The 15,624-nt window shown below is 38.7% G+C and carries 17 protein-coding genes; 8 read left to right on the forward strand and 9 right to left on the reverse strand.

The window, feature by feature from the left end; translation table 11 throughout:
- Nucleotides 1-116 precede the first annotated feature (116 nt).
- The gene (gene hpxZ, locus V7L20_RS06205) at nucleotides 117-503 is read left to right on the forward strand and encodes an oxalurate catabolism protein HpxZ (protein ID WP_334743217.1); all 387 of its coding nucleotides are present in this window, start codon (nucleotides 117-119) and stop codon (nucleotides 501-503) included.
- Nucleotides 504-899: 396 nt separating this feature from the next.
- Here the strand turns inward: hpxZ and V7L20_RS06210 are convergent, their stop codons facing one another.
- From V7L20_RS06210 to V7L20_RS06225, 4 genes are all read right to left on the reverse strand, one after another.
- Nucleotides 900-1,043, reverse strand: a complete 144-nt coding sequence (locus tag V7L20_RS06210) for a hypothetical protein (protein ID WP_334743218.1) — start codon at nucleotides 1,041-1,043, stop codon at nucleotides 900-902.
- A 2-nt stretch (nucleotides 1,044-1,045) separates the two neighbouring features.
- Nucleotides 1,046-1,582 (reverse strand): bifunctional pyr operon transcriptional regulator/uracil phosphoribosyltransferase PyrR, encoded by a 537-nt coding sequence (gene pyrR / locus V7L20_RS06215; RefSeq protein WP_334743219.1) that lies wholly within the window; start codon nucleotides 1,580-1,582, stop codon nucleotides 1,046-1,048.
- 108 nt (nucleotides 1,583-1,690) lie between these two features.
- The gene (gene cbiB / locus V7L20_RS06220; RefSeq protein ID WP_334743220.1) at nucleotides 1,691-2,662 is read right to left on the reverse strand and encodes an adenosylcobinamide-phosphate synthase CbiB; all 972 of its coding nucleotides are present in this window, start codon (nucleotides 2,660-2,662) and stop codon (nucleotides 1,691-1,693) included.
- 43 nt (nucleotides 2,663-2,705) lie between these two features.
- Nucleotides 2,706-3,146 carry an Rrf2 family transcriptional regulator gene (locus tag V7L20_RS06225; RefSeq protein ID WP_334743221.1) on the reverse strand — a complete coding sequence of 147 codons (441 nt, stop codon included), beginning with the start codon at nucleotides 3,144-3,146 and terminating at the stop codon, nucleotides 2,706-2,708.
- A gap of 490 nt (nucleotides 3,147-3,636) precedes the next feature.
- Here V7L20_RS06225 and V7L20_RS06230 point away from each other — a divergent pair, with 490 nt between their 5' ends.
- On the forward strand, nucleotides 3,637-4,050 hold the full coding sequence (locus tag V7L20_RS06230; protein WP_334743222.1) for an AbrB family transcriptional regulator: 414 nt from the start codon (nucleotides 3,637-3,639) through the stop codon (nucleotides 4,048-4,050).
- A 113-nt stretch (nucleotides 4,051-4,163) separates the two neighbouring features.
- Here the strand turns inward: V7L20_RS06230 and V7L20_RS06235 are convergent, their stop codons facing one another.
- Nucleotides 4,164-6,068 (reverse strand): chloride channel protein, encoded by a 1,905-nt coding sequence (locus V7L20_RS06235; protein ID WP_334743223.1) that lies wholly within the window; start codon nucleotides 6,066-6,068, stop codon nucleotides 4,164-4,166.
- A gap of 592 nt (nucleotides 6,069-6,660) precedes the next feature.
- Between V7L20_RS06235 and V7L20_RS06240 the strand changes: the two genes are divergently transcribed.
- The 4 genes from V7L20_RS06240 (at nucleotide 6,661) to V7L20_RS06255 (ending at nucleotide 9,484) form a co-directional block, all read left to right on the forward strand.
- Entirely contained in the window at nucleotides 6,661-7,047 is a 387-nt protein-coding gene (locus V7L20_RS06240) for a hypothetical protein (protein WP_334743224.1), read from the forward strand.
- Between the two features lie 295 nt (nucleotides 7,048-7,342).
- On the forward strand, nucleotides 7,343-7,498 hold the full coding sequence (locus V7L20_RS06245) for a transposase (protein ID WP_334743225.1): 156 nt from the start codon (nucleotides 7,343-7,345) through the stop codon (nucleotides 7,496-7,498).
- Nucleotides 7,499-7,942: 444 nt separating this feature from the next.
- Nucleotides 7,943-8,827 (forward strand): lipid kinase, encoded by an 885-nt coding sequence (locus V7L20_RS06250; RefSeq protein WP_334743273.1) that lies wholly within the window; start codon nucleotides 7,943-7,945, stop codon nucleotides 8,825-8,827.
- A gap of 51 nt (nucleotides 8,828-8,878) precedes the next feature.
- On the forward strand, nucleotides 8,879-9,484 hold the full coding sequence (locus V7L20_RS06255; RefSeq protein ID WP_334743226.1) for an exopolysaccharide biosynthesis protein: 606 nt from the start codon (nucleotides 8,879-8,881) through the stop codon (nucleotides 9,482-9,484).
- A gap of 254 nt (nucleotides 9,485-9,738) precedes the next feature.
- Here the strand turns inward: V7L20_RS06255 and V7L20_RS06260 are convergent, their stop codons facing one another.
- A complete protein-coding gene (locus tag V7L20_RS06260) occupies nucleotides 9,739-9,984 on the reverse strand; it encodes a hypothetical protein (RefSeq protein WP_334743227.1) in 246 nt (81 codons plus the stop codon).
- A 386-nt stretch (nucleotides 9,985-10,370) separates the two neighbouring features.
- Between V7L20_RS06260 and V7L20_RS06265 the strand changes: the two genes are divergently transcribed.
- Nucleotides 10,371-11,093, forward strand: a complete 723-nt coding sequence (locus V7L20_RS06265; protein WP_334743228.1) for an FHA domain-containing protein — start codon at nucleotides 10,371-10,373, stop codon at nucleotides 11,091-11,093.
- 438 nt (nucleotides 11,094-11,531) lie between these two features.
- Here the strand turns inward: V7L20_RS06265 and recA are convergent, their stop codons facing one another.
- Complete coding sequence (gene recA / locus V7L20_RS06270) at nucleotides 11,532-12,611, reverse strand: recombinase RecA (RefSeq protein ID WP_334743229.1); 1,080 nt, start codon at nucleotides 12,609-12,611, stop codon at nucleotides 11,532-11,534.
- Between the two features lie 501 nt (nucleotides 12,612-13,112).
- Between recA and V7L20_RS06275 the strand changes: the two genes are divergently transcribed.
- The gene (locus V7L20_RS06275) at nucleotides 13,113-14,666 is read left to right on the forward strand and encodes an HNH endonuclease (RefSeq protein ID WP_334743230.1); all 1,554 of its coding nucleotides are present in this window, start codon (nucleotides 13,113-13,115) and stop codon (nucleotides 14,664-14,666) included.
- Nucleotides 14,667-14,738: 72 nt separating this feature from the next.
- Here V7L20_RS06275 and V7L20_RS06280 read toward each other — a convergent pair whose 3' ends face one another.
- The gene (locus tag V7L20_RS06280) at nucleotides 14,739-15,146 is read right to left on the reverse strand and encodes a type II toxin-antitoxin system VapC family toxin (protein WP_334743274.1); all 408 of its coding nucleotides are present in this window, start codon (nucleotides 15,144-15,146) and stop codon (nucleotides 14,739-14,741) included.
- A 16-nt stretch (nucleotides 15,147-15,162) separates the two neighbouring features.
- Nucleotides 15,163-15,396 carry a hypothetical protein gene (locus tag V7L20_RS06285; protein ID WP_334743231.1) on the reverse strand — a complete coding sequence of 78 codons (234 nt, stop codon included), beginning with the start codon at nucleotides 15,394-15,396 and terminating at the stop codon, nucleotides 15,163-15,165.
- Nucleotides 15,397-15,624 lie beyond the last annotated feature (228 nt).

Consider the following 15,624-nt stretch of genomic DNA (forward strand, 5'->3'; position numbering starts at 1 on the left):
CCATTTATTTTTGCAGGTCTTATTGCTTGGCATCAAGCTATTTTGATGGCAGTAGGTAGTTCTAACTATTTAAAATAGTACATAATCAGCCATAATACCAAAAATTGGTAACAATAATGATTACTATAAATGACCCTGCTATTGTAGCTGAAGTCACTGATTTGTACCTCAAGTATGAAGAAGCTCTTGGTAATAACAATTTGGAAGTGATGGATAGCTTGTTTTGGGATGCGCCTGAAGTAGTGCGGTTCGGCATCACAGAAAACCTCTATGGTAGTGATGAAATTCGTAATTTTCGCCAGAATCGACCAAGCCCAAAAATAGAGCGAAAAATCTCGAATCTCAAAGTTGTAACCTTTGGGAAGGATGCAGCAACAGTAACTCTAGAGTTTCGCCGGATTATTAATGGTGTAGAACGTTTCGGGCGACAAAGCCAGACTTGGTACAGGTTTACCGAAGGATGGAAGGTAGTTTCAGCCCATGTTTCATTATTGCCAATGTAAGTTTCAAAACTATGGCTAATATTACCGAAATTGCCCCAGATATCTAGGGAGCAATGCAAAAAAGTGAAATCGGGGTTCAATTCTCATTTATATAGCTAGATTTTCAATAAAAACAGATGTTTCGCTGCGATGCCTCATCCTTTAAAATTTCGGCCATATTAGACTTGCAAAAATAATTCATAGTACAATGGTGGGCTTTAAGATTTGCGCTCCATTTGAATCAGACATACTAATGAGGTGATAAAAGTTCTCTGGATCAATTTGGATGTGCATTTTTAAGAAAACCTTTAATCATACCACAAAATAATTTTGCAATAGGTCTATTATTGTATGTAGCCTCTATGACAATTGTGACTGATTTATTCCGAAGAAGTGGGAAATCTGGGTTGAAAATTATTATTGTGGCGATCGCACTGCTACACTATCACCTGGTGTCAAAGGCCATCTCATCGTCAGAATAGTAGAGTCAGACTGAGCAACCCAGCAATGTAGCACACCCGCACACCACAGCACATAATCACCCTCACGAGATAGAATCATCTCTAATGACTAATTAACTCCACTGCATCTCGTTCATCGTAATTTTGTAAGTAAACTTTGACAACTTCTTCTTTAGCAGTAGGTAACTTTTTGCCAATAAAATCTGGGTGAATTGGTAATTCCCTATGACCCCTATCTACCAACACAGCTAAACGAATCACCTCTGGTCTACCGTAGTCGTTGACTGCGTTCAAAGCAGCGCGAATCGTCCGTCCTTTGAAAATCACATCATCCACAAGTACAACAGTTTTCCCCGTCAGGTCAAAAGGAATTTCGCTTTTGGCTGGAGTCCGCAATCCAATTTTGTCGAGGTCATCTCGATAAAATGTAATGTCCAAAGCGCCGACTGACACGGCTACATCTTCTAGCGTCTCAATCTGACGCGCCAACAATTCGGCTAATAAAGCACCTCTGGTATAAATACCAAGAAGCACCAGTTGAGACAAGTCACGCGTCCTTTCCACAATTTGAGAGGCAAGGCGATTCAAGGTACGACGGATTTCTTCTGATGACAGAATTTCAACTACTTTGGCGGACATAGTGAGTGATGAGTTATCAGTGATGAGTTAAGAGTTAGGAGTTTTTATTCTTAACTCCTGTACAGATGCGATTAATCGCGTCTCTAACTCCTAACTTTACATTGATCATTACCTGTTTGGAAGTATTAAGAATATTGCGATCGCTATCCCTAACCATACCAAAAAACAATATCGGGTCAACTGTAAAGCATTCTGAATGGAAGTTGCAGTAATCGGATAAATAGCATCTCCTAGCAGTGGTTTGTACTTAGCTACCCCCCGATACCAATTTGTACCCCCCATCTGCACACCCAAAAATGCAGCATAGGCACACTCACTCCAGCCAGAATTGGGACTAGGATCTTTAATCGCATCCCGACGACAAATTTGCCAAACATGTATCGGTTTACCAGATAACAGCGCCAAAGTCACAACTGTTAACCGACAAGGTAGCCAAGTTAAATAATCTTCCAACCGCGCACAGAACCATCCAAAATAAGTATAAGGTGCTTCTCGATAGCCCACCATTGAATCAAGAGTACTGCTGGCTTTATATGCTAAAGCCAAAGGAGTTGGTCCCACAACTGACACAAAGACACCAACAATTGCATAAAAAAGCGGAGCCATTACCCCATCAGTGGCATTTTCTGCAACCGTTTCTAAAACGGCTCGGTAAATTTCTGCTTGTGAGAGGTTTTGGGTATCTCGACCAACGTAATTACTTAAAATCTTTTGAGCTTTTTGCAAATCTCCTGCTGTTAAAGGTTCTAAAACAGCCCCTGCTGCGGCTCGTAAACTTCTGCCTGCAAAACAACTAGCCAAAAGAATGCTATTTATTGCAATTCCTAATAACGGATGAACCAATTTGGCACTTTGAATCATTAAAAAGCCAACAAGTCCACTACCAATTATGAGCATAATACCTAGTAAAATTCCAGCTAGGCGTTGCCTTAGAGAATTTTTGCACAATTGGAGAGAAAATTTGGTCACATGAGAAATTACCCACCCCATAACTTGCACTGGATGAGGCCAATTCCAAGGATCACCAATTAAGTAATCTAAAAGTGCAGCAATAATTAAGATATAGATGCTATTGATCATAAGTTACGAATCAAAAATCAATATTTGGACTATTGACTTTTGACTAAACCACAAAACTAGCTTCTTCTCCAAGAGCAGCTTGCCAGCTACGAGCATCATAATAAAGGTCTGCCAAAGTAATACTGTACAAAGCTTCTTTGAGCTTTTGGTTGAGTCTCTGCCAGAGGCTAAATGTTACCCAATCTTCAGCTTGTGCAGGTGCTGGGGTGTGATGGGGTAAATGGGTAGTCTCGCCAACTGCTTCTAAAATTTGTCCTATAGATATTTGTGCAGGCTCTCTTGCTAATTGGTATCCGCCGATGCTACCACGAATTGATTTAACTATTGACGCACGACGCATTTCTATTAGTAGTTTTTCGAGGTAAGGAGCTGGGATATCTTGGCGTTTAGCGATCGCTCTTACAGATACAGGGCCATATTTTGGCTGTAAACTCAAATCTAGCAACGCCTTCACACTATAGTGTCCTCTGGTAGTTAGTTTCATTTTGGCAAGCTTTGTTGTTTGTCCTGTGTCATTTCTAAATAACCAATACTTCTCTAATGAGAGGCTACGCTTAGGGCGTAGCTATGCCGCAGGCTTTACGACAACGGCTCCATTGACCGAAGTCGAGATGCATTACAAGTGACCAATAACCAATTATCAACGGCTAAGGATCAGTTTTACTTATCATTTTGTGACTCTGTTATCATCCTCAGCAAGTAAATAACTTTTCGAGCGTCAGTTTAGAAAACTTAAAACTTGTATAGTTTAGCAGTGATTCACTAACTATATATAGATAGTTATCAGCATTGCCAGCATTATCTAAAATAGATTGTCTTAGCAATATTGGTAATGGGATAACAATTGTGCCTATGAGTGTAATATACTTGGCTAGGTTGAGATAAAAACTAAAGGATTATGTTCCTATTAGCTCAACGTCAGCTAAAATAAAATCGATTCCAACATTTCAAACATTCATTTTCGACCTAAGTTGATGCCTAAACAGAAAAAAATTGAACCCCTACTCGGTGAAGAACTGCTCAAAAAAGTCAAAGAGCTAGAGAACGAGAGCAAAGAAGACAAAGCCAAAAAGTGCGGCTACTATACCGTTACCAAAAATGGTATAGAGCGCGTGAATATGATGAAATTCTTAAATGCCCTAATTGATGCCGAAGGCATTCAGTTGGATAGTACACCCAGTGCTAATGGGCGTGGTGGACGTAGTGCTAGCTATAGAATTAGTGTGCAATCGAATGGTAATTTACTTATAGGTTCAGCTTATACAAAACAGATGAATCTGAAACCAGGAGATGAGTTTCTGATCACTTTAGGCAAAAAGCACATTCGTCTGAAACAGGTAGACCCAGAAGATCGGGAAGATGATGAAGTCATAGACGCTACAGCTTAATAAATAGTCATCAGTCACTCATCATTTGTCCTTTGTAAAAACCAATGACTATAAATAGTCATTAGTCAATCGTCATTTGTCTTTTGTAAAAACCAATGACCAATGACAAATGACTAATGACTAATAACTATATCTGTGGTCGGTAAGCCTGGTAAATAGTGACGAAGTGCCTTGCGCGTAACAGCTAAATTGCAGGTTAATGCAATTTGCTCTTTTTCTAGTAAACCTAAAATGCGATCAGGTTTATCTCGTGCTACCACTGGTAATTGATGCAAACCTCTAAGACTCATGCGGTCCAAAGCTTCAGATAATAGTTCATCTTGCCATGCATAGAGGATTTCAGTAGTACAAATGTCTATAAGGGTTTGGCTGGATAAATTATCTGGAATTTCAGTTGGCAAATTTGGGTAAGTTTGCCAAAGAGCAAGGGCGCGGTTAATATCTTCCAAAGAAAGTATACCAACTAGTTGCTCTGCTTCATCAATTACTAAAGCACTGCGAACGCGATCGCGGATCATTTCTACAGCTGCATCTAACACTCCAAGAGTTGCAGGTAACTTTTTTGGGCAGGGATACATGGCATCTTCTACTAAAATTTGCTGCACAATTTCCGCTTTTTCATCTTTCAATTCAGAAAGACCAATTTGTTGTAAGTTAGAGTTAGAGCTAAAAGTTGGTTTAATCCTTTCCACTAACCAAACACTCAAACCCACAGCTGCCATCAACGGTAAAACAATGCGATAGTCACGGGTTAATTCAAACAGCATTAAAATAGACGTTAACGGCGCTCTAACACTACCAGCTAACACAGCTGCCATTCCTACCATTGCGTAAGCTGGAGGAGCCGCCATCTGATCGCAAATAGCCGGGAATGCTACAGCCAAAATTTTCGCATAAGCCGATCCAAAAGAAGCACCTAAAAACATTGCTGGTGCAAACAAACCGCCGATGAAACCACTACCTGTACTAATTGCAGTCATCACTAACTTCACCACCAATAGCACCACCAATAGGTAGAGTGGAAATTCTACATCCTGAAGCATTGCTTCTACAGTTTCATAACCCACGCCCAGAATTTGCGGGAAGTGCAAAGCAACTGCACCAATCATCACACCGCCAATAATTGGATGAATCGGCTCAGGAATTTGTCCTAAAAAGGTGAAACCTGGAACTTTCCCAGCAAAGCAGGCTTTTGCTCCCCGAATTGATTGAGTATAAGCCAGAGAAACTAGGCTGGCCCCTAAACCCAAGCCAAGATAAAGGGGTAATTCTAAGGGACTGCGGACTTGGTAAACAGGTAAATCAAAAGCAGGTTGTGCCCCCAAACCAATTTGGGCAATTAATGCTGCTACCACTGCCGCTAACAGCACCACACTCACAGCAGAAGTAGCGAAAGATGTCGCTCCCATCACCACCTCTAGGGCAAAAAATACTCCAGCGATGGGAGCATTAAATCCAGCCGCAAGTCCAGCCGCCGCGCCAGCACCCAATAGCAAACGTTGTCGTTCTTGAGATACATTCAGGATCACAGACAACAACATCCCAAAATTTGCGCCAATTTCTACACTCGGCCCCTCTGGCCCCAAAGAAGCACCGCTCCCCAAAGAAACAGATGCGGCTAACATTTTCGTAACTGGTCGTAATGGTCGCCTAATCTCTTTTCCCTGAGAGGCGGCGATAAGAGATGAAAGTTCAGGGCCAAAATCTTGAGTGCGCCAGCGCATCAAGCCAACGATTAATCCGCCAAGGGTGGGAACGCAGGCTAAAGTCCAAGCACCCCAGACTCCAATTTGACCCATTAAATTTTCCAGCATTAACTGGTGAATCAGCTGGATTGAATAGTGAAAGGTGACTATACCCATACCCGTACCACCGCCAATGAGCATGGCTAAAAACAGGACAACGGTTTCTGGGGATGGTTGAAAACGATTAATTAGGTAGGCTAAACGAGCGGAAGGTGTAGGAAAGGCAGGTTGTTCCGTTACCTTCCTCAGCTGAGTGGGAGGCAAGAGAGTCATTAAGAGGCGGGGTAAATGTAAGAAAAAATTTAAATTTTTATCTGTTACTTATCATTGTGAGCCATTATTTAGCAACCAGACAAGTAGACTTTATTTGCTTGATTTACAAAGATTTAGTAAAAAATGTCATTGTGCAAGTTTTTATGGGGAGAATGGTTACATGGGAGACAATTATTTAAGGGTCAGCGATGCCTAGTTTGGATGTAGCTGCGGTTAGTGGGGTGGAAGTGAGTGCCAACGCTATTCTTTCTAAAGACAACAAGTTTTTGTGGTCTGGGTGGACGCACCCACAAATATTAACGAGTAGTCCACTAAAGAAACTTTGCGAGGGTTTATGGTAAGAAAATCAAGTTATTTTTTTCCCCTGCTTCCCTTCACCCGTCATTTTTGGGTTGGTCGAGTACTAGGAGTCATTCTTGTCTAAATCTAGCTATACTCGTGTTGCGACCATTGAGACATCCTTGGTAGTAATACAATGTATGTGTGATTTATGGCTGATGTCAGACCATACTTGGAAGTCTGCTAAGTATCGATCAAAATTCAGTATAGCTATTGTTATAGAGCGAGTAAATGGACTAGGCGGACGAGGTACATGAATATACACACCTTTGATAATCATTATGTTACTTGCCCAATTTGCCAAAGAAATAATACGCCCAAACTAGTTAAAACGCGCATGGGCTTGTTTTGCTGTCCCAATTGCCAAGAACGGCTAGTAGTTTGCCAAAGCGGTCATTATGTCCGCGATCCGTTTACTTGGAGACAATTGATGGTTGCTTCGTCGCTACGTCGTCAAAGCCGACCTTTAGCTAGGATTATCAGAGATTTCGTCTTGCTGAAGCGTCCTATGGTGGCCTTGGCTGTAGGAAGTGCTATTTTCTTTAGTGCGATCGCCTTAACTCAAGAAAGAACAAACTACGATCATCAAGCATTACCCACGACAGAAAAAGTTAATAAACCAGGAAATAACTCTCAGTAAATGGATTACTTTGGTATAAATCAAATCTTACTTTGATTTTTGTAATATTATAACTAAATATTTTTATAAAACCGTGTCTTATTGCTCCAATAAGACACGGTTTTACATTATGTTCGCTTAAATACACGTCCTGGGTGCAACAGTCAAGTTATTAGGTGGATGTCCACTCCGTAGTACTACTTCGTCCACTGTTTCTGAATAACTTCGTTAGAAGATTCGTTCATCAGGTGGTATATTTCCTCTAGCTTTCATTCGCTCTCATACATCAGCTTACAGAGTTATTACGGCAAGAGCTATGAAGAATTTCCGGCTTCAAGCTTCTTTTAAAGCAACTTTGAAGATTCAACCGATTTTTCAACCTGCTCATAGCCATCAGCTTAATCCAATTGAGCGATTATGGCAGTTTATTAAACACCAGATCAAAGCAGAAAGCCTTTCTAATTTACAATAACTGCCCCAACAGATTCAACACGAGTTAGCTCAAATGTCTTCTCTGATAATCTCCTCTTTCGACAATTTATAATTGTTCTCATGGAAGCTCTTTTTCATGAAGCTTTATTGTATGCATCTTTATAGATAATTTGTATAAAAATATGTATTTATACCAATAAACAATATCTCATTTTCAGGCATTATATTCTGAGTATTATAATATTGACATCAATTCTCTTTGAAAATACATAAATCTAGTCATTTAGGAAGTATCAACACACCTACAGCTAATAGAGATAAACTAGATAAAATAGAAATTAAAAATTCATAAGCATAATATAGTAACCATTTATGAAATTAATTTTTGATAACTGTCATAACATAAACACTTTTTGATAGCCAACTTGAAGCAGAATACATGGATGCGGATAACTGGACATATCAACTACAAAAGGTAATACCCATGAGTTCTCGCGCACTGCTGTTAGTAAATCGTCATGCCCGCCAAGGAGAAAAGGGTATATCGAAAGCGATTGAATATCTGAAGACACTCGGCTTCGATTTAATTGAAGAGTCTACAGAAGACCCCAAACATCTTGCTGAAGTTATACTTCGCTATCAGCATCAAGTTGACTTGGTAATTATTGGTGGAGGAGATGGGACTCTCAATGCGGCAGTAGATGGTTTAGTTGAGACTCAGTTGCCTTTGGGAATTTTGCCTTTAGGAACTGCCAACGACCTAGCTAGAACTTTGGGAATCCCGAATTCTCTCAGCGAAGCTTGCAAAATTATTTCATATAAAAATGTACAACGCATCGACTTGGGTTGTGTGAATGGCAAGCATTTTTTTAATGTTGCCAGTCTGGGATTGAGTGTAAAAATTACCCAGCGACTTACCAAAGAAGCCAAACGCCGTTGGGGAATATTTGCTTATGCTGCCACTGCATTGGAAGTGATTTTGGAAGCTAGACCTTTTACTGCGGAGATTTTAATCAATAGTGAATCAGTTCGCGTGAAAACAGTGCAAATTGCTGTGGGTAACGGCCGCTATTACGGCGGCGGTATGGCAGTGGCTGAAGATGCGACAATAGATGACCAAAGGCTAGACCTTTATAGTTTAGAGATTAAAAATTGGTGGCAGATTATACTATTACTCCCTACGATGCGACAAGGGCGACATATACATTGGAAGACTGTACGCTCTCTTCAAGGTCAAGAAATAAAGGTACAGACTCGCAAACCTCGCCCTATCAATACAGATGGTGAAATCACTACCTATACACCTGCTCATTTTCGAGTTATACCTAAAGCTATAGCTGTTTTAGTACCCCCAGAAATTAGGAATTAGGAGTTATTCTCTCTCATCTCCCTCTACTAAAAATGTGGGAACTTGTACCAAATGCATCTGAGATTTTCTCAAGATATAAAGTCCTTATTGCAACGCCTAGCAGAACAACCGCTAACTCTAGGTGATATTCTCGCAGAAACCTCAGAACGAGGATTCTGCTTGGTAATTACATTATTAATTTTGCCCTTTTTATTTCCTATGCCACCCGGATTAACTGGCCCTTTTGGTGGTGCTTGTTTATTATTGTCAGCGCAAATGGTTTTAGGGAGGCGATCGCCTTGGCTACCGAAAAGAATTGCCAACTACCAATTTCCTCGTCCCTTTGCCCAGTTCCTTTTGCAAAATTTGGGACGGCTTACCAAAGTCTTACAAAAAATCGCCCGTCCCCGATTGGCAAAAATAGCCCATAATCCTTTGATTTGGCGAATTAATGGGCTTTGTATTTCTTTTTTAACAGTATTACTAATATTACCAATTCCTTTTACAAATCCCATCCCCACTGTAGGTATCTTACTTTTGACTGTTGCTACCATCGAATCTGACGGTTTATTAATTTGCATCAGCTACGGTATTACTGTCCTCATTACCTTGCTCTTTGGATTTATTGGTTACGCAGTATGGTTAGCTCCAAGTTTGCTGCCATCTATATTTAAATAATAAAAGCCTCCAGCTTTAGGCTGAAGGCTGTAATTTATTAGGGTGCATCTACCATTTATTAATCCACTTTATTAATTACTATATCCGGAAAGATTTAACCTATAAGCTTCTTTAAAAATCTCTTATTAACGAGGGTCTGAATCCCCTTTTTAATAAAACCTTCTGCCCTCAGCATAGCTGCCTTCTCAACTGAATTCTTTCAAGGGTGCAACCCGTCATAAACATGGCTCTCTTAGCTTTCTTTAAACTATGCATTAGCTGTATGGATTGATGCACTTGAGATGCTCACAGCCAAAAGCTTGAGTCATCATTGCAGATAGCTGTTGAGAAACTTGACCATCAAGGTTGAATTTGAGCATGATTTGGTCACAGGTTTGTCCCTGCGCTATCAGCTTTGCCATTTGCTCAAACTCTACCCAAGTCAAATCACTCTCAACAAAAGCCTTAGCAACGGTGATTACCAGTTCCTCATAATCATTGTCTTCCAGTTTTGTCATCATCCGGCATTTATGCAACACCCAGGATTGTTATAGCTGGGTTAAACGATAGTCATAGTTCTTGCAAATGTTAGTAAATATCTTATTATCTAGTAATAATACGCAGAGAGTTGGCAATTTTGAATTAAATCTTTATAATAATTATCTGTTACAAATAACAAATAATTATTTACAATAAACAATAAAGCATAATAATTTTTTTTGGATGTTTCCATGCTTTTTACGGCTAGGAACAACAGGGAATCTCAAATTGAAAAATTGTAAAATTTAACGCTCTTAAGCATTCAAGTTTCTAGATGGCAGCAGAAAGTTAAAAATTAATTATCCCTGGTTGTAGGCTGAAGCAGAATATTCAGACCCGAAATGAAGTAATACAAGGTTTACGTATAATGACTGACTTTGCACAAATGGAAATAGAACGGAGATTAACTTTATATCAAGTATTTCTTAAGTTGTATGAACACCACAGCGACCTTCTAGATGAAATTCTTCAGCTAGAAAATCTATCTCAACCGTCGTTGGCGAGAGGAAAGGCATGTTACATACATGGTGTAGTGAATAGTTCTGCTGTTTATTTGATGACTAATTTGTGCGACAATCAGACCCAAAGTTTACGGCAGCCACAGCAAATCTGGACAATAGGTCGTAATCGCAGCAGTGGTATTTGCATTGTTGATAGTTATATGTCTCGTCGCCACGCTGCTATTCAATACATTAACGATCAAGGCTTCTACTTTATAGACTTCAACAGTACCAATGGATCATTTGTCAATGGCGATCGCGCTTTTGGGCCGATCAAGCTCAAAGATGGCGATCGCATCCGTCTAGGTAGTATGACTTTTGATTTTTTCATGGATTCTACGTGCCGCGTTTTGCCAACTGTAGCAATAGAGTTATTGATGCAACTTAGGCATCAAAAAAAGGATAATCTAGTAGAAATACTTAATTATCCCCGTAACAGACCAAAACTTTTGACTGAAAAACCAGATGATAATTCAGAAATTTTCAGAAATTCTCGAATAGTTGAGAAGTTTGAAGATTGCGATGATAACTTCAGTTCAGAACAAAAATCAGAAATTTTAGACCGCTTTTTTAGTAGACAAATACCATAGATAGAATCTCAGCTAAAAAATTGAAAATTAAACTATAAACAATTCGTAGGAGCACAATATTTTTGTGCCCCTACTTTGAGTTAATTCCAACGACAAATGCCATAAAATAATTGCTCGTCATAGAGAACTTCTCTCAAAGTAGGGCTAAAGCCCTTTCTACGAGACGCACTCATATTCACTAAACCTTTAATTGCTTGCATCTTCCTACTTAGTGGTAATCACTTTTTTATGCTTACTATATAGCGGTTTTTGTTTGCATAAAGTACATTTTTAAACCTCACCCCTAGCCTCTCTCCTTGCTAAGGAGAGGGGAGTGCTTGCATCAGCAAATACGGGGTGAGGTTCAGACTGCTATAACTCATCAACACTTTGGAAAAGGTGGGTTAGCTCTCTATGTAACCCACTACAGATTAAAAGTTGCAGATAAATCTGCATTCCTTATTCTTCTGGCTCTAAATCAATTTCTTCCTCTTCATCTTCTTCACTAGTTTTAGCTACAGAATTAGCAGAAACAACAGCACCTTTATCTAGCTTTTCACGCACCAGTTTCTTAATTTCGTCAGCAAATTCGGGCTTTTCTTCTAGATACTTAATAGCGTTATCTCGTCCTTGGGAGATATTATCGCCGTTGTAACTATACCAAGCTCCTTTGCGGATGATAATGCCAGTTTCTTCTGCTAGATCGACGAGACAACCCAAGGTAGAAATACCTTTACCAAAAATAATGTCGAATTCAGCAATTCTAAAAGGCGGCGCTACTTTATTTTTAGCAACTTTGACTTTAACGCGGTTACCAAATTCATCTGTACCTTTTTTCAAGGTTTGAATTCGGCGAATATCCAAGCGCACCGAAGCGTAAAATTTCAATGCGTTACCGCCAGTAGTAGTTTCTGGGCTACCGTAGGTAACACCAATTTTTTGTCGCAACTGGTTGATGAAAATTACTGTACAACCAGATTTACCAATATTGCCAGTAATTTTACGCAAGGCTTGGCTCATTAACCGCGCTTGCAGACCAACGTGGGCATCACCCATATCACCTTCAATTTCAGCACGGGGAACTAGTGCTGCTACTGAGTCAATGACTACAATATCAACCGCAGCAGAGCGAACCAGCTGATCGACAATTTCTAAAGCTGATTCGCCTGTGTCAGGTTGGGAAATCAGCAAATTGTCAATATCTACACCTAATGCCGCAGCATAAGTAGGATCGAGGGCGTGTTCAGCATCAACAAAGGCAGCAATACCGCCATTTCTTTGCACTTCGGCGAGGGCGTGTAGCGCTACTGTAGTCTTACCCGAACTTTCCGGCCCATAAATTTCAATTACCCGCCCCTTGGGTAAACCACCACCCAATGCTAAATCTAGGGTGAGCGCCCCACTAGAAATGGTCTCCACCCGCATCCGCGTAGCATCGCCCAGGCGCATGATTGCTCCTTTACCAAAGCTGCGCTCAATCTGGTTGAGCACCATAGTCAGTGCTTTTTGCTTGCCTGAAGTATCGGTGTTGATAGCCATTCTTGCCTCTAAAATATATGGTTTTAAGGAGTGTTGCTCTGGGAGATTGAGTAGAACAGATATACTATTTTAACCAGAAAATTCTGGAATAGGACTTCTCAAATCAAAAAAAGGGTGTGACAAGATCGTAACTCGATCGCTACCAAATTAGGATAGCTCTGCACAATGATACCAACTTGCATTCAGAGATAGCTTTTTTTAGCTAGGTAAGCAAGGGTTTTCAAGGAAAAAATAAATTACCTAAACAACACTGTCAGTAGAACCATACTCGTGAGCATTTGCAGAGGTTGCTAAATTAGGAGTGATCGCCATGCCAATCAGCATATCATCGATAGCAGCTTCATCGGGTCGGGGTTAGATATAGAAAGCTTCTATGGAAGTAGTAAAGGGATTTTCAATGCTTGATGTGACTTTCAGCCTTGAGAGGCTATGATGTTTAGTCGTACTTGCTGCCTATAAGCTTGACGTATAATTAATTGTACCAATACAGGGGAAAACATCATGGCTAAAGTTAATCTAGATGCTCTGATTCCACGAGAAGATTTTGATGTGGAAGAAAATATTAATCTAGGTAAAAAAAAAGAAACAATTTCTATTGAAGACCTTAAAATTGACTCATTCTTCTTTTCAAACATCAGAAAACCTGATTTTCAAAGAGAAACTAACGAATGGGACAAGAATAGAATTTGTGAATTTATCAAAAGTTTTATTGAGGGTGATTTAATACCAGCAATTATTTTATGGCGGAGTACAGGTGGCTATTTGTTTGTAATTGATGGTAGCCATAGATTGAGTGCTTTATCTGCTTGGGTAAATGATGATTATGGTGATGGAAAAATTTCAAAACTTTTTTATGATGGAGTAATTTCTGATGAACAATTAGAAATTGCTCAAGAAACACGAAAATTAGTAAATAAAACAGTCGGCTCCTATGATGATTTTAGGCTAGCTTCCACACACCCTGATAAAGTTAAACCTGAAGTTATCAAATATGCTAAAAATTTAGCAGCTGTGGCAATTCAGCTTCAATGGGTTGAAGGTGATGCAACTAAAGCAGAAAGTTCATTCTTCAAAATTAATCAACAAGCTGCACCAATTGATAAAACTGAGCTAAAACTCCTTGAATCTAGGAAAAAGCCTAACAGTATTGCGGCACGTGCAATTATCAGAAGTGGTAAAGGGCATAAATATTGGTCATCTTTTTCAGATGAAACGCAATATCAAATACAAGAAATAGCTAAAGAGATTAATGAAATCCTTTTTGCGCCTAAGTTAAAGACTCCGATAAAAACTCTGGACATCCCAGTTGCAGGAAAACTCTATTCATCGCAAACATTACCACTAATTTTTGATTTTTTGAATGTCGTTAACAATCTAGATTTTAATAATAAAGGAATTAATGATGACTTAACTGGTGAAGCAACAATACAGATTTTAAAGAATACCAAAAAGATTGTGTATAGACTAAATAGTAATCATCCCTCATCTTTGGGGTTACATCCAGTTATATACTTTTACTCAAAAGATGGACGACATAGAACAGTATCTTTACTCGCTGTAGTTGATTTTGTAATGGAACTTGATAAAAGAAAAAAAATCAATGACTTCATTAGAGTACGAGAACAGTTTGAAGAATGCCTCATAAAATATGATTACTTGATTCAGCAAATTTATTTGAAATACAGGTCTGTTCAAAAAAGCTACAAAGATGTATCAAAACTATTTCAAAAAATTGTAAGTGATTTACAAACAGAAACAAAAACTAATAATATTATCAATAAAATTATATCTAGTAATGATTTTCAGTATTTGACTATCCGTACAATAAATCAAGAAAATTCTTCATCTGCACAAGACTTCAATACAAATAAAAAAAGTGAAATTTATATAAAAGATGCGTTACAAAATGCACAAAAATGTAAAATTTGTAAGGGTCTTATCCATAGAAACTCAATTTCGATTGATCATATCCAGCGTAGAGAAGATGGCGGATTGGCGAGTGTAGATAACGGACAGATAACGCATCCATACTGTAATACAGGATATAAAAATTAAGTAATAAAATACATCTGTATTAGAGCATTTAGCTAATGGCGAAACTTGATGGTACTTTATCCATTACCCTTGTTACTGTAAACGCCAGTTATCTAGTCTTAGTGAATAATCTAAATCCTGAATCCTTTGATAATGAGATAAATTACCAGTAACTAAAGTTAGATTATGACTGATGGCAATTGCTGCAATCATACAATCAGGATAACCAATTCTTTTTCCGGTTGTCTCTAAATCAGCGTATATTTTTCCTGCTAATACTGCTTCTGTCAAATCAAAGGATAATATCTCCTGTGAATTCACGATAGTTAAAAATTGCTGAAGGCGTTGTTCTTGCTTACGTTTTTGCCAACCTTCTACAATTTCCATAACTGTAATTACAGAAATTGTATATTTATCAAACTGGTTTAAGTAACTATTGGCTTTGGCAATAATATAAGGATTTGCTCGTTTAATAATTTCTGATAGAATATCCGTATCAATTAGGAATTTTTATACTTTATTCATCTGATACAATATATCCTCTTTTTTCCATCGCTTCAGCTACAATTTCATCAACAATTTCTGGAACATCCGCATATAATCCCATTAATGGATCTTTTTTTTCCTGAATTTCTGCTAAACGTTCAATTACATCAGTAATCAATTCTGATAGAGTTGATTGATTGACTATTGCTAAAGTTTTTGCTCGTTCAAAGGTGAGTCTATCTAGTTCAAGTTCTATCTTTTCCATGATGGTTTTAAACTCCCATATAAATTATTAGGGTTTATTATAATGTAACTCAGCATTAATGGTGGTGCAGTGGGGCACCAATATTTGTTAAAAGTGCAAAGTTGTTTGCTTGTAAGGAATAAATCGGTGAATAAGTTTATTATCTACCTATTAAACTTAAGCAATTCCTTGGATGATTTACTAAATTAATTTATGTCTAATGGAATTTTGGAGTATTTACAATTTGAT

Source organism: Nostoc sp. (assembly GCF_036916735.1).
Classification (GTDB): domain Bacteria; phylum Cyanobacteriota; class Cyanobacteriia; order Cyanobacteriales; family Nostocaceae; genus Nostoc.